This window comes from Achromobacter sp. (assembly GCF_032113835.1).
Taxonomy (GTDB): domain Bacteria; phylum Pseudomonadota; class Gammaproteobacteria; order Burkholderiales; family Burkholderiaceae_B; genus Achromobacter.
In genome coordinates this window covers 15,801-36,475 of record NZ_DAMCTG010000036.1, presented here as the reverse complement: position 1 = coordinate 36,475, position 20,675 = coordinate 15,801, and the positions used below count along the sequence as shown (strand labels likewise).

The 20,675-nt window shown below is 65.3% G+C and carries 18 protein-coding genes; 12 read left to right on the top strand and 6 right to left on the bottom strand.

The genetic code is table 11. The features are described from left to right. Nucleotides 1-57 precede the first annotated feature (57 nt). The 10 genes from RT697_RS14415 (at nucleotide 58) to RT697_RS14370 (ending at nucleotide 9,458) form a co-directional block, all read left to right on the top strand. Nucleotides 58-1,056, top strand: a complete 999-nt coding sequence (locus RT697_RS14415) for an RluA family pseudouridine synthase (RefSeq protein WP_313699741.1) — start codon at nucleotides 58-60, stop codon at nucleotides 1,054-1,056. Then, complete coding sequence (gene pgeF, locus RT697_RS14410) at nucleotides 1,044-1,808, top strand: peptidoglycan editing factor PgeF (protein WP_313699739.1); 765 nt, start codon at nucleotides 1,044-1,046, stop codon at nucleotides 1,806-1,808. The genes RT697_RS14415 and pgeF overlap by 13 nt, the downstream gene beginning before the upstream one ends. A 123-nt stretch (nucleotides 1,809-1,931) precedes the next feature. Then, nucleotides 1,932-3,566: a class I poly(R)-hydroxyalkanoic acid synthase gene (locus RT697_RS14405; RefSeq protein ID WP_313699737.1), complete on the top strand. Its 1,635-nt coding sequence runs from the start codon at nucleotides 1,932-1,934 to the stop codon at nucleotides 3,564-3,566. A 78-nt stretch (nucleotides 3,567-3,644) separates the two neighbouring features. Further along, nucleotides 3,645-4,382, top strand: coding sequence for a 3-ketoacyl-ACP reductase (locus RT697_RS14400; protein ID WP_056567753.1), 738 nt, complete (start codon nucleotides 3,645-3,647; stop codon nucleotides 4,380-4,382). 119 nt (nucleotides 4,383-4,501) lie between these two features. Then, complete coding sequence (gene phaR, locus RT697_RS14395) at nucleotides 4,502-5,068, top strand: polyhydroxyalkanoate synthesis repressor PhaR (protein ID WP_056567750.1); 567 nt, start codon at nucleotides 4,502-4,504, stop codon at nucleotides 5,066-5,068. A gap of 221 nt (nucleotides 5,069-5,289) precedes the next feature. After that, nucleotides 5,290-5,826 carry an iron transporter gene (locus RT697_RS14390; protein ID WP_312429407.1) on the top strand — a complete coding sequence of 179 codons (537 nt, stop codon included), beginning with the start codon at nucleotides 5,290-5,292 and terminating at the stop codon, nucleotides 5,824-5,826. A gap of 32 nt (nucleotides 5,827-5,858) precedes the next feature. Beyond that, nucleotides 5,859-6,182 carry a cupredoxin domain-containing protein gene (locus RT697_RS14385; protein ID WP_056322182.1) on the top strand — a complete coding sequence of 108 codons (324 nt, stop codon included), beginning with the start codon at nucleotides 5,859-5,861 and terminating at the stop codon, nucleotides 6,180-6,182. A gap of 14 nt (nucleotides 6,183-6,196) precedes the next feature. After that, complete coding sequence (locus tag RT697_RS14380) at nucleotides 6,197-7,045, top strand: FTR1 family protein (protein WP_313699734.1); 849 nt, start codon at nucleotides 6,197-6,199, stop codon at nucleotides 7,043-7,045. Between the two features lie 41 nt (nucleotides 7,046-7,086). Then, the gene (locus tag RT697_RS14375) at nucleotides 7,087-8,511 is read left to right on the top strand and encodes a 4Fe-4S binding protein (RefSeq protein WP_313699733.1); all 1,425 of its coding nucleotides are present in this window, start codon (nucleotides 7,087-7,089) and stop codon (nucleotides 8,509-8,511) included. A gap of 74 nt (nucleotides 8,512-8,585) precedes the next feature. Further along, a complete protein-coding gene (locus RT697_RS14370) occupies nucleotides 8,586-9,458 on the top strand; it encodes a PhzF family phenazine biosynthesis protein (RefSeq protein ID WP_313699732.1) in 873 nt (290 codons plus the stop codon). 109 nt (nucleotides 9,459-9,567) lie between these two features. Here RT697_RS14370 and RT697_RS14365 read toward each other — a convergent pair whose 3' ends face one another. The 5 genes from RT697_RS14365 to cphA (RT697_RS14345) all read right to left on the bottom strand — a co-directional run bounded on the left by RT697_RS14365 (nucleotide 9,568) and on the right by cphA (RT697_RS14345) (nucleotide 16,170). Further along, on the bottom strand, nucleotides 9,568-9,906 hold the full coding sequence (locus tag RT697_RS14365; RefSeq protein ID WP_056567736.1) for a BON domain-containing protein: 339 nt from the start codon (nucleotides 9,904-9,906) through the stop codon (nucleotides 9,568-9,570). A 74-nt stretch (nucleotides 9,907-9,980) separates the two neighbouring features. Beyond that, the gene (locus RT697_RS14360) at nucleotides 9,981-10,145 is read right to left on the bottom strand and encodes a DUF1328 domain-containing protein (RefSeq protein ID WP_006389411.1); all 165 of its coding nucleotides are present in this window, start codon (nucleotides 10,143-10,145) and stop codon (nucleotides 9,981-9,983) included. Between the two features lie 27 nt (nucleotides 10,146-10,172). Next, a complete protein-coding gene (locus RT697_RS14355; RefSeq protein WP_006218180.1) occupies nucleotides 10,173-10,373 on the bottom strand; it encodes a CsbD family protein in 201 nt (66 codons plus the stop codon). A gap of 551 nt (nucleotides 10,374-10,924) precedes the next feature. Further along, nucleotides 10,925-13,495, bottom strand: coding sequence for a cyanophycin synthetase (cphA, locus tag RT697_RS14350; RefSeq protein WP_313699731.1), 2,571 nt, complete (start codon nucleotides 13,493-13,495; stop codon nucleotides 10,925-10,927). Nucleotides 13,496-13,554: 59 nt separating this feature from the next. Beyond that, the gene (cphA, locus tag RT697_RS14345) at nucleotides 13,555-16,170 is read right to left on the bottom strand and encodes a cyanophycin synthetase (protein WP_313699730.1); all 2,616 of its coding nucleotides are present in this window, start codon (nucleotides 16,168-16,170) and stop codon (nucleotides 13,555-13,557) included. A gap of 259 nt (nucleotides 16,171-16,429) precedes the next feature. Here cphA (RT697_RS14345) and RT697_RS14340 point away from each other — a divergent pair, with 259 nt between their 5' ends. Together RT697_RS14340 and RT697_RS14335 are read left to right on the top strand one after the other, a co-directional pair. After that, on the top strand, nucleotides 16,430-18,715 hold the full coding sequence (locus RT697_RS14340) for an ABC transporter ATP-binding protein (protein ID WP_313699729.1): 2,286 nt from the start codon (nucleotides 16,430-16,432) through the stop codon (nucleotides 18,713-18,715). Nucleotides 18,716-18,736: 21 nt separating this feature from the next. Then, entirely contained in the window at nucleotides 18,737-19,207 is a 471-nt protein-coding gene (locus tag RT697_RS14335) for a DUF1854 domain-containing protein (RefSeq protein WP_313699727.1), read from the top strand. Nucleotides 19,208-19,454: 247 nt separating this feature from the next. Here RT697_RS14335 and RT697_RS14330 read toward each other — a convergent pair whose 3' ends face one another. After that, the gene (locus tag RT697_RS14330; RefSeq protein ID WP_313699725.1) at nucleotides 19,455-20,588 is read right to left on the bottom strand and encodes a GNAT family N-acetyltransferase; all 1,134 of its coding nucleotides are present in this window, start codon (nucleotides 20,586-20,588) and stop codon (nucleotides 19,455-19,457) included. Nucleotides 20,589-20,675 lie beyond the last annotated feature (87 nt).

Here is a 20,675-nt window from a genome sequence, read left to right as displayed (position 1 = left end):
TCACGAGAATCGTATCCTTGGTGTTAGCATGGCAGGCTGATTATATGATTTGTCTCCATGTCTGATACAGCCGCCCGCGCAGATCTTGTTTCCGACGACAGCGCCGACGAAAATCTCGACGAATCCGGCCGCCCCGAGCCACAACTTGTAACCGTGCCGTCCGCCACGCGCGCTGACCGGCTCGACAAGGTTCTGGCGGGCCTTTTGCCCGACCATTCCCGCAATCGCCTGCAAGGCTGGATCGAATCCGGCAACGTCCTGGTCAACGGGGCGCCGGGCAAGATTCGCCAGACGGTCGGCCCCGGCGACGAGCTCACCATCTGGGCCCAGCCCGCGCCCGACGCGCAGGCCTTCACGCCTGAACCCGTGGAATTCGGCGTGGTCGCCGAAAGCCCCGACTGGATCGTCGTCAACAAGCCGGCGGGCCTGGTTACCCATCCGGGCGCCGGCAACTGGAGCGGCACGCTGCTCAACGGCCTGCTGCATCGCTACCCGGAACTGGCGCAGGTTGCCCGCGCGGGCATCGTGCACCGGCTCGACAAGGACACCTCCGGCCTGATGGTCGTGGCCCGCAACGACATCGCCCAGACCCATCTCGTGCGCCAGCTTCAGGCGCGAAGCATGGGCCGCGAATACGTGGCCCTGGCGCACGGCTGGGTTGCCGCCGCGGGCAAGGTCGACCGCGCCATCGGGCGCGATCCGCGCGTGCCGGTGCGCATGAGCGTCGAGCGGCCCGTCGCGCCCAAGCCGGCCATCACCAATTACGCGCCGGCCCGCCACGGCGCGGTGGAACCTGGCGGCCGGGTCACCGAAGTGGTGTGCCGCCTGGAAACGGGGCGGACGCACCAGATCCGCGTGCACATGGCCAGCCTTGGGCATCCGCTGCTGGCCGACACGATCTACGGCGGCAGGAACATCGCCGGGGCGCAGCGCCAGATGCTGCACGCCCGCGCGCTGCATTTCGACGATCCCGCGGGCAAGGGCGACGTCCACTTCGATGCGCCGGTGCCTGCCGACATGGCTCAGGTCCAGGAGAGCATTGCATGGAACGCCTGATTGCAGACCTGCCCGTGGTCACCGGACCCGAATGGCAGGGCGTGAGCTACTTCTGCACGACCCGCGCGGGCGGGGCAGGCGTGGCGCCGCATGACTCCCTCAATCTCGGCCTTCGGGCCGAGGACAACCCCGAGGCCGTCGCCGAGAACCGGCGCCGCGTGCGCGCGGCCGTGCCCGCCCAGCCCCTGTGGCTGCGTCAGGTGCATGGCAGCCAGGTCGTGGACGCGGATGCGGCCGACGTGCCGGCCGAGCCTGCCGTGGACGCCAGCGTCACGGCGCAGCCCGGGCGCGTCCTGGCCATCATGGTGGCCGATTGCCTGCCGGTGGTCATCGCCGACGCCGAGGGCAAGGTGCTGGGCGCGGCGCATGCCGGCTGGCGCGGCCTGGCGGGCGGGGTCCTGGAGCACACGCTGGACGCCATGCGCGCCAAGGCGCCGCAGGCGACCGGATGGCGCGCCTGGGTCGGTCCGGGCATCGGTCCTGAGCACTTCGAGGTCGGGCAGGACGTGCTGGACGCCTTCACCGCGGACGACCCGGCGACGGCGCGCTTTTTCACGCCGCGTAACGGCGTCGCCGGCAAGTGGCTGGCCGACCTCGCCGGATTGGCCGATTTCCGGTTGCGTCGCGCCGGGGTACAAGAGGTGTCCCTCAGCGGGGAATGCACGGTGACGCGCAAGGACCGGTACTTTTCCTACCGCCGCGACGAGGTGACGGGACGCATGGCATTGCTGGCCTGGTTGCACCCGGTTTGACGTTGCGCAAAGGCCGGCGCCGGCCTTGCGTACCGCGGTGGCAACCTCCTTGTATACCCGCATTGACAGCCCTGAACCCGGAATGCAACATCAATCGCGAAGTCTCGATAACAAGGTGTCGAAGTGAATGCCAATCTCTCCGCAGGTCCCATTCCGGTGAGCGTGGCACCGGAAGTCCTGGCTGACATCCAGGCAGAGTTCGCGCGCGAATGGCAACGCCTTTGCGACGATGCCCAGCGCGGCACGCTGGCGCCGCCGTCCGATCGCCGGTTCTCGGGCGATGCCTGGGCGGCGAACGCGTCGCACCTGTTGCTGGCGCATACCTATCTGCTGTCCGCCCGCGCCATGCAGCGCATGGTCGACGCCGCGCAGGTCAGCGAGCCCATGCGGGACCGCCTTCGATTCTCGATCATGCAGTGGGTCGACGCGCTGTCGCCCAGCAACTTCCTGGCGCTGAATCCCGACGCGCAGCAGTCCATCGTCGAAAGCGCGGGCCGCGCGCTGAACGAAGGCCTGGCAAACCTGCTGGGCGACGTCCAGAAGGGCCGCATCACGCAGACCGACGAATCCCAATTCGAGATCGGCCGCAACGTGGCCACGACCCCCGGCGACGTGGTGTTCGAGAACAAGCTGTTCCAGCTCATCCAGTACACGCCGTCGACCGACACCGTGCACGAACGGCCGCTGGTCATCGTGCCGCCGAACATCAACAAGTTCTACATCCTGGATCTGCAGCCCGAGAATTCGTTCGTGCGTCACGCGGTCGGGCAGGGCTACACGGTCTTCCTGATTTCCTGGCGCAATCCGGTGGCGGCCGATACCGACGGCGTGGACCGCGCCACCTGGTCAGACTACCTTGACGACGCGGTGCTGCAGGCGCTGCGCGTGGCCAGCGACATCACCAAGCAACCTCAGGTCAATGCGCTGGGCTTCTGCGTGGGCGGCACGATGCTCGGCGCGGCGCTGGCGCTGGCCGAAGCGCGCGGCGAGCATCCCGTGGCCGCGTTGACGCTGCTCACCTCGATGCTCGATTTTCACGACACCGGTGTCCTGAACGTCTTCGTCGACGAGACCCACGCGCTCATGCGCGACCATCAGTTGGGCAACGGCGGCCTGATGGCGGGCCGCGATCTCGCCACCACCTTCTCGTTCCTGCGCCCCAATGAGCTGGTCTGGAACTACGTGGTCGGCAATTACCTGAAGGGGCAGAAGCCCCCGGCCTTCGATCTGCTGTTCTGGAACGGCGACAGCACGAACCTGCCGGGACCTTTCTTTTCCTGGTATTTCCGCAACACCTACCTTGAGAACAACCTCAAGGTGCCGGGCCGCGCGCAGGCCGCCGGCCTGCCGCTCGACCTGACGCGGCTGCGCATGCCCGTCTACATATTCGGTTCGCGCGAAGATCACATCGTGCCGTGGGTCTCGGCGTATGCGTCCACGCAGGTGCTGCGCGGACCGCAGCGTTTCGTGCTGGGCGCATCCGGCCACATCGCGGGCGTGGTGAATCCGCCCGCCAAGAAACGCCGCAGCTATTGGGTGGCCGACGCGCTGGAACAGGAAAGCCAGCCGCTGCCCGGCGACCCCAACACGTGGTTCTCGCAGGCCGAGGAGCAACCCGGAAGCTGGTGGCCCGACTGGACCGGCTGGCTGGCCGATCATTCCGGCAAACAGGTCAAGGCAAGGACAAAGGCAGGCAATGCCAAGTATCGGCCGATCGAGCCGGCCCCTGGCAGATATGTAAAGGTCCGGGCGGCCTGAGACCGCGCATTGCGGTCCGATCCCCGGCAGGAAGATGTTTAATCAACGAGGCGTCCGTCGCACACAGGAGGAAGTCCAATGAGCGGAAAACTGGCTTACGTAACAGGCGGGATGGGCGGGATCGGCACCTCTATTTGCCAGCGCTTGGCCAAGGATGGCTTTCGCGTCGTGGCAGGTTGCGGCCCCAGCCGCAACTACCAGCAATGGCTGGATGAGCAGGCCGCGCAGGGTTTCACGTTCTACGCGTCGGTTGGAAACGTGTCCGATTGGGACTCCACCGTTGCCGCCTTCGAAAGGGTCACGGCTGACCTCGGGCCGGTGGACGTGCTGGTCAACAACGCCGGCATCACCCGCGACGGGTTGTTCCGCAAGATGACCGCCGACGATTGGCGCGCGGTCATCGACACGAACCTGAACAGCCTGTTCAACGTGACCAAGCAGGTCATCGACGGCATGGTCGAGCGCCAGTGGGGGCGCATCATCAACATCAGTTCGGTCAATGGCCAGAAGGGTCAGTTCGGCCAGACCAACTACTCCACGGCAAAGGCCGGCATCCACGGCTTCACGATGGCGCTGGCGCAGGAAGTGGCCAGCAAGGGCGTGACCGTCAACACGATTTCGCCGGGATACATCGGCACCGACATGGTCCGCGCCATCCGGCCGGACGTGCTGGAGAAGATCGTCGCCACGATTCCGGTGCGCCGCCTTGGCACGCCCGAGGAAATCGCGTCCATGACTTCGTGGCTGGCGTCCGATGAATCCGGCTTTTCGACCGGCGCGGACTTCTCGCTGAACGGCGGCCTGCACATGGGTTGACGTGACGTGGGCCGCCCCGCGGCGGCCCACTGGCGCTGTACGGCTTCGGGCAGAGGGCCGTACAGCATTACACTCACATTATTCGAAGCCTAAAGAGATCGCCCGATCCGGGGACAACCATGACGCAAGCACAAACCGGCGCCAGCCTGCGCCTGATTAAAAAATACCCCAACCGTCGCTTATACGACACCCGGACCAGCACCTACATCACCCTGGCAGATGTCAAGCAACTGGTCCTGGCAAATGAGGAATTCCAGGTCGTCGACGCCAAGAGCGGCGAAGACCTGACGCGCAGCATCCTCCTGCAGATCATTCTTGAAGAGGAGAGCGGCGGCATGCCCATGTTCTCCTCGAACATGCTGTCGCAGATCATCCGTTTCTACGGCCATGCCATGCAAGGCATCATGGGTTCGTATCTTGAAAAGAACATCCAGGCGTTCATGGAGATCCAGCAGCGCATGGCCGAGCAGTCCAAGGGCCTGTACGGCAGCCAGTTCGGGCCGGAAGCCTGGACGCAGTTCATGAACGTGCAGACGCCGATGCTGCAGAACATGATGAACAACTACATCGACCAGAGCAAAAACCTGTTCGTGCAGATGCAGGACCAGATGCAGGATCAGACGCGCGCCATGTTCTCGACCTTCCCGTTCACGCCGGGCAGCACCCCGGGCGCGGGTCGCAAGTAAACACCGCCGGACGCAGGGCCTGATCGGTCCGCGTCAAGGAAAAAAGCCGTCTTGGCGCATGCCAAGGCGGCTTTTTGCCGATTGAGCCAACGCAATGATCCGGCACTTTTAGTCTGCCAAGGTTCAGGGTTGTGTCAGCAAAATCCACTAAATTAATGAAAACGGTTCTTGTTTGTGTTTTAAGAGCCGCTATTTTCTTTTGTGTCTCAAGGATTATGCACATGATCAAGAAAGCCTTGGCGCTGGCCATTGTCGCGTTGAGCGTGTCCGCCGCCCATGCGGCCGAATACCCCATCGGCAAGCCTGTCGAGAAGGGTGGCATGGAAATCGGCGCCGTGTATCTGCAGCCGATCGAAATGGACCCGCCCGGCATGATGCGTCCGGCCAAGGATTCCGACGTGCACCTTGAGGCGGACATCCACGCCACCGCCGGCAACAAGACCGGTTTCCCGGAAGGCGAGTGGGTGCCGTACCTGGTCGTGAATTACGAGATCCAGAAGGTCGGCAGCCAGAACGTGCAGAAGGGCACGTTCATGCCGATGGTCGCCAACGACGGCCCGCACTACGGCGAAAACGTGAAGCTGGAAGGCCCGGGCAAATACAAGCTCAAGTACACGGTCCTGCCGCCGACGGCGAACAAGATGAGCCACTTCGGCCGCCACGTCGACAAGGAAACGGGCGTGGGCGAATGGTTCGAGCCGTTCGATCTGGAATACGAATTCGTCTACGCCGGCACCGGCAAGAAGGGCGGGTACTGATCGTGCGCCGCCTGCTTCGCCTTCTTGCCGCAATGCTGATCGGCCTGGCCGGCGTGGCGGGCATGGCGCCCGCGCAGGCGGACGAACTGCCCACGTTCACCTTGAGGTTCAAGCCGGACGGCACGTTTGAACCGGCCACGCTGGAAGTCCCCGCGGGCCGTTTCAAGATTGAACTCATCAACGAGAGCAACGAGCCGGTGGAATTCGAAAGCATTCCGCTGCGCAAGGAAAAAGTCCTGGGACCTGGCGTGAAGTCCTTCGTGGTCATCACCATTTCGCGTCCCGGCGAGTATCCCTTTTTTGACGACTTTCACCAGAGCGTGAAAGGCACCTTGGTCGTCAAGCCCAAGGAATAACGCGGCACCAAAGCATGGAACAGGTACTTTTCATCGTCTGGCGCGAAAGCGTCGAAGCCCTGCTCGTGGTGGGCATTCTGTACACGTGGCTGCGCGCCACGCCGGAAGGCAAGCGCGGGCTGCCGTACCTGTGGGGCGGCGTGGCGGCGGGCCTGGCCCTGGCCGTGGCGCTGGCGCTGGTGCTGCTGGGCGTGTCTTCCTGGCTCAGCGATGAAGGGCAGGAATGGTTCCAGGCCATCATGTCGCTGGCCGCGTGCGCGCTGGTCGTACAGATGGTCGTGTGGATGAAGAAGCACGGCCGCACGCTCAAGGGCGAACTCGAAAGCGGGGCGCGCGCCTCCGTGGCAAGCGACAACTGGTGGGGCCTGCTCGTGCTGGTCGCCATCGCTGTCGCCCGCGAAGGCAGCGAGACCGTCGTGTTCCTGTACGGCACGGTGTCGGCGGGCGAGGGCGGCAGCGACATGCTGATGCTGGCCGTCGCCGGCGTGGCCGGTTTCGCGGTGGCGCTGCTGACGTTCTGGCTGCTGCAACTGGGCGGCAAGCTCATCACGTGGCGCCGCTTCTTCTTCGTGACCGAGATCCTGTTGCTGCTCCTGGCCGGCTCGCTGCTGGTGGGCGGCCTGGATCACCTGATTTCCCTGGATGTCCTGCCGACCATCGTGGATCCGGTCTGGGACAGCTCCTGGCTGCTGAGCGACAGCACGGGCGTTGGCAAGGTGCTGGCCGATTTCGCCGGTTACCGCGCGCTGCCTGCGCTGTCCTCGCTGCTGCTGTGGATCGCGTACTGGATCATCGTCTGGACGCTGCTGCGCTGGGCGGGTGGACGGCCCGCGCCCGTGGCCGCAGCCCGGGGAGCATCCTGATTCCGGTGTTTTCTCCGGACTGATTTTCTTAAGGTTTGACCATGGCTGCTGCACTTGGGAGGGCAACCTCCCGCATCGCCGACTTCCTCCGTGACCATGCCCCGCTGTTGCGCAAGCTGCAGTGGGGCATTGTCGCGTTGTACGCGTTCCTCCTCATCGTGCCCGTGCTTTTGCCGCTGCCCGACAACGCGGCGTCGGTGTTCAACAACCTGACCGTCGTGGCGCAGTTCGCGTTCTGGGGCGTTTGGTGGCCGTTCGTCCTGATCTCGATGCCGATCCTGGGACGCGCGTGGTGCGGCTGGCTGTGTCCGGAAGGCATGCTGACCGAATGGGCCAGCGAGCGCGGCCAGGGCCATGCCATCCCGAAGTGGATGCGCTGGGGCGGCTGGCCGTTCGTGGCCTTCGCGCTGACGACCATCTATGGCCAGCTCGTCAGCGTCTATCAATATCCGTTGGCGGTGCTGGCCGTGCTGGGCGGGTCCACCGTGGCGGCGATGATCGTCGGCTGGCGCTATGGCCGCAGCAAGCGCGTGTGGTGCAAGTACCTGTGCCCCGTCAACGGCGTGTTCAACCTGTTGGCCAAGCTGGCGCCCTGGCACTTCAAGGTCGACGAAGAAAAATGGCGCCATCCGGTCATCCGCATCGAGCCCATCAACTGTGCGCCGCTGGTGCCGCTGCGCCACATGAAGGGCGCGGGCGACTGCCACGTCTGTGGACGGTGCAGTGGCTATCGCGGCGCCATTGCACTGACACCCCGCTCGCCTGAAGAAGAGATCGTGCATGTGACCGACGGCGATCCGTGGCAGACGGCATTGCTGTGTTTCGGCCTGATGGGCATCGCGATCGGCGCGTTCCTCTGGAGCGCCAGCCCGTGGTTCGTGACGGCCAAGCAGTGGGCCGCGACCTGGCTGGTCGAGCACGACATCCTGTGGCCGCTGATGGACAACGCGCCGTGGTTCATCCTGACGCACTACCCGGACGTGAATGACAGCTTCTCGTGGCTGGATGGCGCCGGCATTTTGCTGTTTGTCGTCGGCGCCACGGTGTGCGTGGGCGGTGCGACGTTCCTGTCGCTGTGGATCGCCGACCGCATTGCGCCTGCCGCACCCTTGCCGCCGGCGCCCCTCAATTCCCATGCTGCCCATGCACCCGTATCCCGCTGGGGGCGGGCCGGGCTGCACAAGCTGGCGCAGGCGCTGATTCCGTCGGCCGGCATCGGCGTGTTCCTGGGCCTGTCGGCCACGACGATCACGCTGCTCAAGCATGAAGGCGTGCAGGCGGCTTGGGCGACGCCGGTCCGGTTCACGCTGCTGACGCTGGCGGTGTTGTGGACGCTGCGTCTTTACGCGCGTTTGCTGAACGCGCGTCCGGTCGGCATGGCGCGCAAGGTCGGCGCGGGTCTGGTGCTGGCGGGCGGTCTTGCGCCGTTCTGCATTGCTTGGGTGCTGTTCTTCGCCGTCTGGTAAGCGTTCGACGGGACCGCTGCGATACAGTGGGGGCTTCTCCGGCGCCGCCGGCATTTCCCCCACTGCTATCCGTCATGGCTTCCTACGCGTTTCGCCTTCTCAACGTTTTCGCCTCTTCCACATTCAGCGGCAATCAGCTCTGCGTGTTTGAAGACGCCCGCGGCATGGACGACGCCACCATGCTCAATCTCGCGGCGCAATTCAATCTGTCCGAGACCACGTTCATCCTGCCCTCCGAGCGAGCCGCCGCGCGCGTGCGCGTCTTCACGCCGGGGTTTGAAATGAAGTTCGCCGGGCATCCGGCCATCGGCACCGCGCAGGTCGTGCGGGACGTGCGGCAGGCCGGCAACGCGTTGACCCTGGAATTCCAGGCCGGCGTCGTGCCGCTGTCGGCCAGTGGCGACGCGTGGACGTTCACCGCGCCATGTCCGGACGGCGTACGCACCGCCGCCCCGGCATTGGACCGCGCCGCGATCGCAGGGCTGGTGGGTCTCTCGGCAAATGATCTGGCGGCAGATCCCATCTGGGTGGATACCGGCGCGGATCAGTTGCTGGTGCCGCTTGCCAGTGCGGATGCCGTTCGCCGTGCCGCGCCCGATGCCTCACAGCTCGACCGGTGGCAGGCCAGCAGCCTGGGGCGCAAGACGCTTTATCTGTTTGCCTTTGACGAAGGCAATGTCCAGGCGGGCCGGCAGGTCGTCGTGGCTCGCTACTTCTATGCAAAGCCCGGCGGCGGGGTCAACGAGGATCCGGGCACCGGTTCCGCCTGCGCCAACCTGGGCGGCTGGTTGTTACACACCAAGGCGGCGTTGCCCGCGAGCATTCTTGTAGAGCAGGGCGACCAGACCGGCCGTCCGTGCCGCCTGCAGCTCGACGTCTCGACCGATGGCCGCATCCAGGTGGGCGGACGCGCGCTGGAGATCGGCCGCGGCGCCGTCACGCTGTAGTAGGAACTGTTCTCCCAAAGCGCGCATATGAAAGGCAGACGTGAAAACGGCGCCTGTGTTTGCACAAGCGCCGTTTTCAAATCAGGCGTCGATTAAATCGACATCTTGATTACTTGCGGTTCTTGGCCGGATCAACCTTGATGTTGTTCTTGACCTGCTTGACGCCTTCGACGCCACGGGCAACCTTGGCGGCGTGATCCGCTTCGGCAGCGGTGCCCACGGTGCCGGTCAGCGTGGCTTCGCCGTTGTTGGTTTCGACGGCGATTTCCAGTGCGCTCAGTTGCTTGTCGGCAACAAAGGCGGCCTTGACCTTGGTGGTCACGGTGGCGTCGGACGCGTATTCACCCACGGACTGTTTCGGCTTGCCGTCATCGGCGGCAAAAGCCATGGAAGTGAAGACAGCGCCAGTACCCAGTGCGGCCGCGGCGATCAGCTTACGAATTTCCATAGTAATGCTCCTTTTTCTTGGTGTTCAGCGCGTTCGAGACGCTATGACGATCTAAAAACGTTCAGATGCGGGTTCTATTTCTTGCGGAAGGCGCCGCCCAGAATGGACAGCAGAGCCAGGACCAGAAAGACGAAGAACAGGATCTTGGCAATCCCCGCGGCGCCGGCGGCGATGCCGCCGAAACCCAGGACAGCCGCGATGATCGCGATAACGAAGAAAACTACGGCGTAATGCAACATGTCAGCTTCTCCTGGTGGTTATGGGAATCAGGGATTGCGGTCGAAGAAGTCGCGGACTTCCTTTTGCGCCTCATCCTTGGTCTTGCCGTAGCGTTCCTGGATCAGACCTGCCAGGCGCTCGGCGTTGCCTTCGGTACGGGTCAGTTCGTCGTCGGTGAGTTCACCCCAAGCCGCCTTGGCCTTGCCCGTCAGTTGCTTCCACTTTCCGGCGATGATGTCGTTGTTCATGGTGACCTCTCTCTGGTTACGTGCGGCGGCAGGTTCATGGCCTATGAAGCTGCCGGGACGCGGTGTGTTAGGCACTGATCAGCTAGGTTCTAAGCTACGAGTCGGCCCCTGGGGCTGTCAAACGACGCTGTGGAGAAATGTAACTGCGCCTCTGCGGAAAAAGCCCTGTGTTTGAGACGGGAAATCGCGTTCCCGGCGCAACAGGGGCGAGTTACATTTGAGCAACGATTTGACCCCTTTTGTGCGTGGCTAGTAACCGATCCGCTCTCGAAAGCCAGTGCTGGCGCGGCTGGCCGGGCAGGGCGCATGCCGGTATAGTCCACACGGAACCGGCTGGCGGTTCGACACGCAAAGGGAGAAAAGCTCGCATGACGAAACGACTTTGCAGCGCCATCTTGCTGGCGCTTGGCGCCATGGCGGCCGTGGGGTGCACGCACGTGACGGACCGGTATCAGGCCTCGGCGCCCGTCTCATCCCCGCACGGCTGACGGCATAGCGAGACGAAAAAAACGGGGCGCCTGAGCGCCCCGTCCGCATTTCCGCCGTGCCGTTCAGGGCTGGGCGATGCGCTTGGCGATGTGGTCCAGCGCTTCTTCCACCTGATCGACCAGGATCAGGCACAGGTCGCCGGAATTCAGGCGCGCCAGCGCCGTGTCGATTGCCACGAACTCGCCGTGGATCTCGTCGATCTGCGTGGTGCGGCTGGCGCCCACCAGACCCTGCTGCAGCAGGGCCAGCACTTCGCCATCCTCGCGGCCGCGTTGGCACTGGTCCTGGTAGAGCAGCACGTCGTCGAAGGCGGCGCCCAGGATCTCGGTCTGCATGCGGATGTCTTCGTCACGGCGGTCGCCCGCGCCGCTGATGACGACCGAACGGCGCTTGGCCGGCATGGCGTCCACGGCGCGCACCAACGCCTGGATGGCGTCGGGGTTGTGGCCGTAGTCGGCGATCACCGTGGCGCCGCGGTAGTCGAACACGTTGAAGCGGCCCGGAGCCGTCTGCGCGTCGTTGACGAACGTGGCCAGCCCGCGGCGCACGACATCCCAGCCCAGATCCAGCGCCCATGCCGCCGCAATCGACGCCATCGCGTTCTCGACCTGGAAGGTGATCGTGCCGTTGCGGGTCAGCGGGATTTCCGCCAGCGGGAAACGCACCTCGTCGGGGCCTTGGGCCGCGACGATGGCATCGCCATCGCGGTAGACCGAGCGCAGGCCCTGCGCGCGGTGCGTGGCCAGCACGGGATGGTTGCGGTCTTCGGCAAAGTAGGTGATCGAGCCCGGGCAGCTTGCGGCCATCTCGGCCACGATGGGATCGGCCGCGTTCAGCACGGCCATGCCCGACGGATGCACGTGCTGCACGATGACGCGCTTGACGACGGCCAGGTCCTCGACCGTGCTGATGTAGCCGAGCCCCAGGTGGTCGCCCATGCCGATGTTGGTGACGATGGCGACGTTGCAGCGGTCGAACGCCAGGCCTTCGCGCAGGATGCCGCCGCGCGCGGTTTCAAACACCGCGGCATCCACGTCCGGGTGCATCAGCACGCTGCGCGCGCTGCGCGGCCCGCTGCAGTCGCCGGTGTCGATGCGCAGATTGTCGACGTACACGCCGTCCGAGTTCGTCATGCCCACGCGGTTGCCGGCCGCGCCCAACAGGTGCGCGGTCAGGCGGACCGTGGTGGTCTTGCCGTTGGTGCCCGCGACGGCCACGACCGGAATGCGGCCGTCGTCGCCGTCCGCGAACATGTTGGCGATGATGGCTTCGCCCACCGCGCGGCCCTTGCCGAACGAGGGGTTCAGGTGCATGCGCAGGCCGGGCGCCGCATTGACTTCCACGACGCCGCCGTGCTGGTCTTCAAGCGGGTACTGCACGGTCTCGGCGACCACGTCCACGCCGCAGATGTCCAGGCCGATCATGCGGGCAGCGGACACCGCGCGCGCCGCCATTTCGGGGTGGACCTCGTCGGTCACGTCGGTGGCCGAGCCGCCGGTGCTCAGGTTGGCATTGTTGCGCAGGAAGATCAGCGTGCCCGAGGGCGGCACGGAGTCGGCGTCAAAACCCTGCTTTTTCAGCGTCGCCAGGGCGATGTCGTCGAAACGGATCTTGGTGAGCGAGGTGGCGTGGCCGTCGCCGCGCAAGGGGTCGGCGTTGACCTGATCGACCAGTTGGCGGATGGTCTGCTGCCCGTCGCCCGTGACCTGCGGGGGATCGCGCCGCGAGGCCGCGACCAGCGCGCCGCCCACCACCAGCAGGCGGAAGTCGTGGCCCGGAATGTAGCGTTCAACGATGACCTCGGAACTGATCTCCTCGGCCACTTCAAAGGCCTGGATCACGCGCTCGCGGGTCTCGATGTTGACCGCGACGCCACGGCCCTGGCTGCCGTCGCGCGGCTTGACCACGACCGGGCCGCCCAGTTCCTGCGCCGCTTCCCAAGCTTCTTCGGCGGTGGTCACGGAACGGCCCATCGGCACCGGCACGCCCGCGGCGTCCAGCAGCATCTTGGTCAGGTCCTTGTCCTGCGCGATGGATTCGGAGATGGCGCTGGTCAGGTCGGTTTCGGCGGCCTGGATGCGTCGCTGCTTGCTGCCCCAGCCGAACTGCACCATGCTGCCTTGCGTCAGGCGGCGGTAGGGGATGTTGCGCGCCGTGGCGGCGTTCACGATGGAGCCGGTGCTGGGGCCCAGGCGCACGTCTTCGTCCAGCTCGCGCAGACGCTTCAGGGCGTCGGCAATGTCGAACGGCGTGTCATCGAGCGCGGCGCGCACGAGGTCCTGCGCCAGTTCCATCGCCAGCTTACCGACTTCTTCTTCGCTGTACTCGACCACGACCTGGAACACGCCCGGCTCGATGGTGGAGGCGGTGCGGCCGAACGTGACGGGGCAGCCGGCGTGCGCCTGCATCGTCAGCGCGACGATCTGCAGCACGTGGGCGATGGACACCGCGCCCTGGTGGCCTTCGGGGCGCAGCAGCCCGGTTTGCGGCAGCCGCGCGCGCAGGCGGGCTTCGAACTCGGGCAGGTTGTCGATGGAGCATTCGGCATCGCCGCAGGACACGATGGCCTCGATGGCGGTGTTCTTGCTCCACAGATTGGGGCCGCGCAATGCTCGGATACGGGAGACTTCCATGGCAGGGTTTCCTGTCGTCTGGCGTGCGGCCGCCGGGGGCGGCCGCACGCCTAATTAGGTCAGTTTTGTTGGATCCAGCGGCGGACCAGGTCGATGGTCGGGCCGGAGAACGCCTCGTCGGACTGCAGCAGGGCGAAGTCGCCGGCGCCGATGCCGTCCAGCACGCTGGCGATGGCCTTGCCGTGGTCGGGCTCGTCCTGGATGTCCTTGACGCGGCTGCCTTGGGCCAGGCCCTGGCGCAGCAGCGCGCGCGCTTCGCCGTCGGGGCGCTTGCTGCGCACGGTCGCGTCGTCATACAGAACCACGCGGTCGAAGGCGTCGCCAAGCAGCTTGCCCTGTTCGATCAGGTCCGCGTCGCGGCGGTCCGCGCCGGCCGAGTAGACGGCGGCGCGGCGGGTGGCGGGGAACTGGTCGATGGCCGTGATCAGCGGGCGCAGCGCGGACGCGTTGTGCACGTCGTCCACCACGACGGTGGCGCCATTGCGCTCGAACAGTGTGAACTGCCAGGGCGCGTCGGCCTGGTCGATGTCGAAGGTCTCGATGCCGGCGCGGATCAGTTCCACCGGGATGTCCAGCGCCCACGCAGAACCCACCGCGGCCAGCACGTTTTCAACCTGGAAGGCCACGCGGCCGCCGTGCGTCAGCGGAATGGCGGCCACGTCGGCCAGGCGTTCTTCCTGACTGCCCTTCGCCAGCACGATGCTGCCGTCGCGCACGAACACCGCACGGCCGTCCTGGGCCAGATGCTCCACGATGGCGGGCAGGGCGGGGTCGATGCCGAAGAAGATGACGCCGCCGTCGCAGAGTTCGGCCATTTCGACCACGCGCGGATCGCGCGCGTTCAGCACGGCCACGCCGTCGGGCAGGACCACGTCCACCTGCGTGCGGAACACGTTGAACAGGCGTTCCGTCTCGTTGATGTCGAAGTCGCCGAGATGATCGCCGTCGTCGATGTTGGTGACCACGCCGACCTGGCAGCGGTCGTAGGCCAGGCCCTGGCCAAGGATCACGCCGCTGTCATTCTCGATGACGGCGGCGTCCACGTTGCGGTTCATGAGCAGACGCGTGCCCGACGCGAAGTCGGCGCGGTCGCCCTTTTGCACGAGGCGGCGGTCCAGGTAAAGGCCTTCGCTGCACGCGAGGCCGGTGCGCTTGCCGGACAGATGCAAGAGGCGCGCCACCAGGCGGGCGACGACGGTCTTGCCGTTGGTGCCGGTCACGCCGACGATGGGAATGCGGCCCGCGTCGCCCTCGGGGAAGAGGTGGTCGACGATGGCGCGGCCCACGGGACGCGGCGTGCCGTCGGCCGGCTTCAGGTGCATCAACAGGCCCGGTCCGGCGTTCACTTCGACGATGGCGCCGCGCTGTTCATCCAGCGGGCGCGTGATGTCTTCGGCCACGAGATCCACGCCGGCGATATCCAGGCCGACGATGCGCGCGGCCAGCGTCACGGTGGCGGCAACGCTGGGGTGGACGCGATCGGTCACGTCGAACGCGACGTTGCCGCTGCGCTGCACAAGCACACGCTGGCCTTCGGGCGGCACGCTGTCTTCCGACAGGCCCTGGCGCGCGATTTCCAGCCGGGCGGCGGAATCCAGGCGCACGGGATTGAGGGGATGGTTTTCGGTGCGGCCGCGGCGCGGGTCGGTATTGATCTGGCTGTCGATGAGGTCGGTGATGGTCGACTTGCCGTCGCCCGTCACCCAGGCCGGTTCGCCGGCGGCAGCCGCGACCATGCGGTTGCCCACCACCAGCAGGCGGTGTTCGTTGCCCAGCACGAAGCGTTCGACGATGACGCCGCTGCCTTCGTCCACGGCGACGCGGTACGCCGAGACCACTTCCTCGCGCGTCGTCAGGTTGGTGAAGACGCCACGGCCATGGTTGCCGTCGTAGGGCTTGACCACCACGGGCAGCCCGATGTCCTCGGCGGCATCCCAGGCGTCTTCCTCGCTTTCAACCAGGCGCCCCTCGGGCACCGGCACGCCGCAGGTCGACAGCAATTCCTTGGTCAGGTCCTTGTCGCGCGAAATGCCTTCGGCGATGGCGCTCGTGCGATCGGTCTCGGCCGTCCAGATGCGGCGCTGCGCCGAGCCATAGCCGAATTGGACGAGGTTGCCCTCAAAAAGACGGATATAGGGAATATCGCGATCATCGGCCGCGTCCACGATGCAGGCGGTGCTGGGACCGAGGCAGTGGCGGTCGACCAGGCTGCGCAGCTTGGTCACGGTGGCGGGCACGTCGAACGGCCGGTCCTCGATGGCGGCCATGACGAGGTCGCGCGCTTCGTTCAATGCGGTGCGGGTGACCTGTTCCTGCCAGGCGCGCACGACGACCTTGTAGACGCCGCGCTTGGAGGTTTCGCGCGCCTTGCCGAAGCCGCCGCGCAGGCCGGCCAGGTTCTGCAGTTCGAGGGTGACGTGTTCAAGAATGTGGCCGGGCCACGTGCCTTCTTTCAGGCGGGCCAGAAAACCGCCGCGCACGCCGGGGCTGCATCGATGTTCGATCAGCGTCGGCAGCCATTCCGTCAGCCGCTCATAAAATCCGGGAATCGTGTTGGAGGGGTAGTCCTCCAGTTCGCCGATATCCACCCATGCTTCAAGGACCGGGCGATACGTCCAAATGTTCGGGCCGCGCAAAGCCACGACATCGATAAATTCAATGTCTTTCTTTTTCATGTTTTAATTTGCTCGAGAAGCAGGTTGGCACGCGCGGACGCCCCTATGCAAGACCGCGAATTTATTGGGGTTGCGCCTTAAGAATAATGCCAACGAGTGGGGGATCCCAGATATTCCTGATTAGAAAAATCGGCTGATACTATACGACGCCTTCAAGGCGTGAACTCGTTGTGTTGTAAGGAAGGGACACGTTTGCCGCCGACGGCGTCAAACCGGTTGCCGCCTAGTAGGGCAGAGTCCTGGCCCGGTATGCGTTCCAATGAAAAAACCAAACCTGCTTTCCGGCCTTGCCGACGCATTTCCTGCCCGCTGGCGGGATGAAATCCGCACCGAACTGGCGGATGACGAAACCCTACTGGCCTGGGTCGAAATAGACCTCGATCAGCGTTTGAAATTCCAGCCGGGTCTGGTCGCCGTGACCGATCAACGGCTGATCGCCCGCCTCCCCGACGATTCCGGTTGGGAATCCTGGCCATACGGCCCTCAATTGAAGCTATCTCTCAGCGACCACGCCGGCGCCGCCGTGCTGGAGCTGCACGACGACACTGGCCGTCTGGGCGTCTGGCGATTCACGCTGGCCTGCAATCCCGCGGCACTGCGGCTCCTGGCCCAGTTTGAAACCCAGCAGTCGATTCGGCTGTCGGGCAAGCCGGCCGAAGCGCTTGAAGAACGCACCTGCACTATCTGTAATAACGTCATTCCCGCGGGCGAGGAAGAATGCCCGACCTGCAACCAGGAACAGGCCGCGCCGTCGACCACCTGGGCGCTCTTGCGGTTGTGGCGTTTTGCGCGGCCCTACCGCGGCCCGTTGTTTGCCGGGTTTCTGCTGACGTTGCTCGGCACCGCGGCCACGCTGGTGCCGCCGTACCTGACGATGCCGCTGATGGACGACGTGCTGATTCCGTTTCAGAACGGTGCGCCCATCGATTACGGCCTCGTGCGGCTTTATCTGGGCGGCCTCTTGGGATCGGCCATTCTGGCGTGGGGTTTGGGTTGGGCACGCACCTATATTCTGGCGTGGGTCAGCGAACGCATCGGCGCGGATCTGCGCACCACCACTTACGCGCACCTGCAGCAACTGTCGCTTGAGTATTTCGGCGGCAAACGCACCGGCGATCTGATTTCGCGCATCGGCAGCGAAACCGACCGCATCTGCGTATTCCTGTCGCTGCACCTGCTGGACTTCGCCACCGACATCCTCATGATCGCCATGACGGCGATCATCCTGATCAGCATCAATCCGTGGCTTGCGCTGGTCACGCTGGTGCCGCTGCCGTTCATCATCTGGATGATCCACGCCGTGCGCGACCGCCTGCGGCATGGCTTCGAAAAGGTTGACCGCATCTGGTCCGAGATCACGAACGTGCTGGCCGACACCATTCCCGGCATTCGCGTGGTCAAGGCGTTCGCGCAGGAAAAGCGCGAGGTCGCGCGTTTCCGCGAAGCCAACAACCGCAATCTGGAAGTGAATGACCGCGTCAACACGACCTGGTCGTTGTTCTCGCCGACGGTCACGCTGCTGACTGAAGTTGGCCTTCTGGTGGTGTGGATCTTCGGCATCTGGCAGGTGTCGCAAAAGCAGATCACCGTGGGCGTGCTGGCCGCGTTCCTGGCGTATATCGGGCGCTTCTACATGCGCCTGGATTCCATGAGCCGTATCGTGTCGGTCACGCAGAAGGCCGCCGCAGGCGCCAAGCGCATCTTCGACATTCTGGACCACGTGTCCAGCGTGCCGGAACCGCAGAACCCCGCCAAGCTGCCGCACATCAACGGCCGCATCGAACTGCGCGACGTGGGCTTTCGCTACGGCAATCGCCAGGTCATCCGCGGGTTGAATCTGACCATCGCGCCGGGCGAAATGATCGGGCTGGTGGGCCACAGCGGTTCGGGCAAGAGTACGCTGATCAACCTGATCTGCCGCTTCTATGACGTATCCGAAGGCGCGGTGCTGGTGGACGGCGCCGACATCCGTTCCGTCCGCGTGGCCGACTATCGCCGCAATATCGGGCTGGTGCTGCAGGAGCCGTTCCTGTTCTTCGGCACCATCGCCGAGAACATCGCCTACGGCCGGCCGGACGCCACGCGTGACGAGATCGTGGCCGCGGCGCGCGCCGCGCATGCGCACGAATTCATCCTGCGCCTGCCGCACGGCTACGACTCGCTGGTGGGCGAGCGCGGCCAGGCCTTGTCCGGCGGTGAGCGCCAGCGCATCTCGATCGCGCGCGCCCTGTTGATCGACCCGCGCATCCTGATCCTGGACGAAGCGACGTCGTCGGTGGACACCACGACCGAGAAAGAAATTCAGAAGGCCCTGGACAACCTGGTCCGCGGCCGCACCACCATCGCGATTGCGCACCGCCTGAGCACGCTGCGCAAGGCCGACCGGCTGGTGGTCCTGGACCGCGGCCAGATCGTGGAGCAGGGGCCGCACGAAGAACTGATGGCCCGCGAGGGCGCCTACTATCGCCTGTATCAGGCGCAGGCGCGCCAGGCGGAAGCCGACGCCCAGGCGTCGGGCAGCGAAGACATGGCCGCCGTGGCCTGACGCGCAATCGGAACACTCGCCATGACCTTGCCGTTCTTTCAATTGCGCCGCAACGCCTTCGGACGCCTGGAGTTCCAGTCCGCCGACGGCGAATCGCACGAAGGCGTCATTCCGGTGCGGGCCTTCCCGATCAGCGAGGCCGGCCGCGGACTGTCGTTGGTGACCAGCGACGGGCACGAGTTGCTGTGGATCGAACACCTGTCCGACGTCCCCGCCGAGCCGCGCGCCCTGATCGAAGAGGAACTCGCCAGCCGCGAGTTCATGCCCGAGATCCGCAAGCTATCCAGCGTGTCGACCTACGCGACGCCCAGCGTCTGGAAGGTTGACACCGACCGCGGCCCGACGTCGTTCACGCTACGCGGCGAAGAAGACATCCGCCGCCTGTCCGCCCAGACGCTGCTTATTGCAGACAACCACGGCATCTTCTATCTGGTGCGCGATCTCCAATCGCTGGACAAGCACAGCCGCAAACTGCTGGACCGGTTTCTCTGAGGGTTTAGGCGGTCTTTTTTGAGTCGGTGTCAGACACCCGGCGCCGTCGTTCTTGAGTCGGTGTCAGACACCCGGCGGGAAGCGGCTTCAGCCTGCGCGTGTGGTTCAGGGGTGTCAGACACCTGGCACACTCTCGTGCGGTTCAGGGGTGTCAGACACCTGGCACACTCTCAGGTGTCTGACACCCTGCGGAGACGGCCTTCAACTCGCCCGTACGCATCATGGGTGTCTGACACCGCTGCCGACGTCACGCACCCCGCCCCTTAAACGGCGTGTGCGATTCCAGCTCGCCCAGATAGTCCGTCACCGCCGCAGTTTCCTCGTCCAGGAAGTTCTGGATCGCCTCGGCGAACCCCGGATGCGCCACCCAGTGCGCTGACCACGTCGGCGTGGGCAGCAAACCGCGCGCCATCTTGTGTTCGCCTTGCGCTCCGCCCTCGAAGCGCGCGATGCCATGCGCGATGCAATACGCGATGGACTGCATGTAGCAGGTCTCGAAGTGCAGCCCCGGCACGTACTCCGTCGCGCCCCAGTAACGCCCATACAACGCGTCGCCGCCCGCCAGGTTGAGCGCCGACGCGACCGGCACGCCGTCGCGTTCGGCCAGGATCAGCACGAAGGCGTCGGGCTGGTCGCGATAAGCGCGCTCGAAGAACTCGCGGCTCAGATAAGGCGGGTTGCCATGGTCGAAGTAGGTACGGCAATAGCAGCCGTAGAAGAATTCCAGTTCCTCCGCCCCGATCTCGGCGCCGCGCAGCCAGCGGAACGTGAGGCCCGCCGCGGCCACTTTCTTGCGGTCCTGGCGGATTTTCTTGCGCTTGTCGTGGCTCATGGTGGCCAGGAACGTGTCGAAGTCGGCGTAGCCCGCGTTGGTCCAGTGAAACTGCACGCTTTCGCGGATCATGAAGCCGGCCTCCCGCAGCGCGCGCATGTCGGCATCGGCGGGAAACAGCAGGTGCAACGACGACACGTTGACCTCTTCGGCAAACGCCACCAGCCCGCGCACCAGCGTCGCGCGGTCTTCTTCGTTGGCGGCCAGCAGCCGCGGGCCGGTGACCGGCGTGAACGGGATGGCTGACAACAGCTTGGGGTAGTAACGCATGCCGTGCCGCTGGAAGGCGTCGGCCCACGCGTAGTCGAACACGTACTCGCCGCGCGAATGCGATTTCAGGTAAAGCGGCACGGCGCCTGCCAGCACGTCGTCGCGCCACAGCGCCAGGAAATGCGGCGCCCAGCCCGTCTGGCGCGACGCGCAGCCGGTGTCGTGCAGGGCAAGCAGAAAGGCGTGCCGCAAAAAGGGTTGGTCTCCGGCCAGCGCGTCCCATTGCCGGGCGTCGATGCGGGACAGATCGGTTTCCAAGGTAAGGCGCAGGGGATCCATCCGCGAATGATAAAGTCTTCGACAGCGCATGGCGTGCAAGCCATGGCAATGACAGGGATTTGAGGCGTCCGCGCGGCGCCCGGGAAA

Coding starts and splice junctions, on each gene's coding strand:
- RT697_RS14415 (WP_313699741.1), top strand. CDS start 58: ATGTCTGATACAGCCGCCCGCGCAGATCTTGTTTCCGACGACAGCGCC.
- pgeF (WP_313699739.1), top strand. CDS start 1,044: ATGGAACGCCTGATTGCAGACCTGCCCGTGGTCACCGGACCCGAATGG.
- RT697_RS14400 (WP_056567753.1), top strand. CDS start 3,645: ATGAGCGGAAAACTGGCTTACGTAACAGGCGGGATGGGCGGGATCGGC.
- phaR (WP_056567750.1), top strand. CDS start 4,502: ATGACGCAAGCACAAACCGGCGCCAGCCTGCGCCTGATTAAAAAATAC.
- RT697_RS14390 (WP_312429407.1), top strand. CDS start 5,290: ATGATCAAGAAAGCCTTGGCGCTGGCCATTGTCGCGTTGAGCGTGTCC.
- RT697_RS14385 (WP_056322182.1), top strand. CDS start 5,859: ATGCTGATCGGCCTGGCCGGCGTGGCGGGCATGGCGCCCGCGCAGGCG.
- RT697_RS14380 (WP_313699734.1), top strand. CDS start 6,197: ATGGAACAGGTACTTTTCATCGTCTGGCGCGAAAGCGTCGAAGCCCTG.
- RT697_RS14375 (WP_313699733.1), top strand. CDS start 7,087: ATGGCTGCTGCACTTGGGAGGGCAACCTCCCGCATCGCCGACTTCCTC.
- RT697_RS14370 (WP_313699732.1), top strand. CDS start 8,586: ATGGCTTCCTACGCGTTTCGCCTTCTCAACGTTTTCGCCTCTTCCACA.
- RT697_RS14365 (WP_056567736.1), bottom strand. CDS start 9,906: ATGGAAATTCGTAAGCTGATCGCCGCGGCCGCACTGGGTACTGGCGCT.
- RT697_RS14360 (WP_006389411.1), bottom strand. CDS start 10,145: ATGTTGCATTACGCCGTAGTTTTCTTCGTTATCGCGATCATCGCGGCT.
- RT697_RS14355 (WP_006218180.1), bottom strand. CDS start 10,373: ATGAACAACGACATCATCGCCGGAAAGTGGAAGCAACTGACGGGCAAG.
- cphA (WP_313699731.1), bottom strand. CDS start 13,495: ATGGAAGTCTCCCGTATCCGAGCATTGCGCGGCCCCAATCTGTGGAGC.
- cphA (WP_313699730.1), bottom strand. CDS start 16,170: ATGAAAAAGAAAGACATTGAATTTATCGATGTCGTGGCTTTGCGCGGC.
- RT697_RS14340 (WP_313699729.1), top strand. CDS start 16,430: ATGAAAAAACCAAACCTGCTTTCCGGCCTTGCCGACGCATTTCCTGCC.
- RT697_RS14335 (WP_313699727.1), top strand. CDS start 18,737: ATGACCTTGCCGTTCTTTCAATTGCGCCGCAACGCCTTCGGACGCCTG.
- RT697_RS14330 (WP_313699725.1), bottom strand. CDS start 20,588: ATGGATCCCCTGCGCCTTACCTTGGAAACCGATCTGTCCCGCATCGAC.